Origin of the sequence: Blastopirellula marina (assembly GCF_002967715.1) — a bacterium.
GTDB lineage: Bacteria > Planctomycetota > Planctomycetia > Pirellulales > Pirellulaceae > Bremerella > Bremerella marina_B.
On record NZ_PUIA01000060.1, the window covers coordinates 1 to 601 of the forward strand.

The following is a 601-nucleotide window of genomic DNA, read 5'->3' on the forward strand; positions in this document are numbered from 1 at the left end:
AGGTTTTATAAATGGCTATCGAATAAAAACTCCCGCAGTGTGTGAAAAGCGCGTTTTTTTGTTCCTTGCGTAGTCCGTCGGCCCATAAAGGTAGAGATTTCGCGGCTAACCGACTTTCCTGCCGGGGCCAACTTCCACACGCCGTATGGATTGTGGAACAGGTGATCCGGCTCAAACATCGTGCACTTCTGATGTTCGATTTTGTACCGCGGCGCTTCGGCTTTCACGCTGAAGGTCTGACCATCTTCGAGTTCTGGACCGTCGAAGAGCAGGTAGCGGAGAAACGCGTCGATCAACTCGGCGGCGGTTTGCGGCTCGATCTCGGCCTGGACGACGCAATCGGGATATCCCAGGTTGTGCATGCCGCACGAGTAAAAGAGGTCGCCTGATCCAATGTAGGTGACGTAGGCCCGAAAGAGCGTAGGCAGATCGGCCTTCTCGCTCCACTCCTCCCACTTCTTGGCGGGATGGGCGATGCCGGTCGACTCGATCTTGATGGCGATCCCGCCGCATTTGAGCAGCGCGGCGGCGGCCAGCATCATCTTCTTGGCGGTCTCTTCCGATCCCCCCTTAGTGATCAGATAGACGCACGAGCTATGCT

The 601-nt window shown here is 56.2% G+C and carries 1 protein-coding gene; it reads right to left on the reverse strand.

The genetic code is table 11. The features are described from left to right. Positions 1 to 5 precede the first annotated feature (5 nt). The coding region (locus C5Y96_RS19495) for a DUF4261 domain-containing protein (protein WP_146115734.1) at positions 6 to 601 on the reverse strand (596 nt) is incomplete at its 5' end.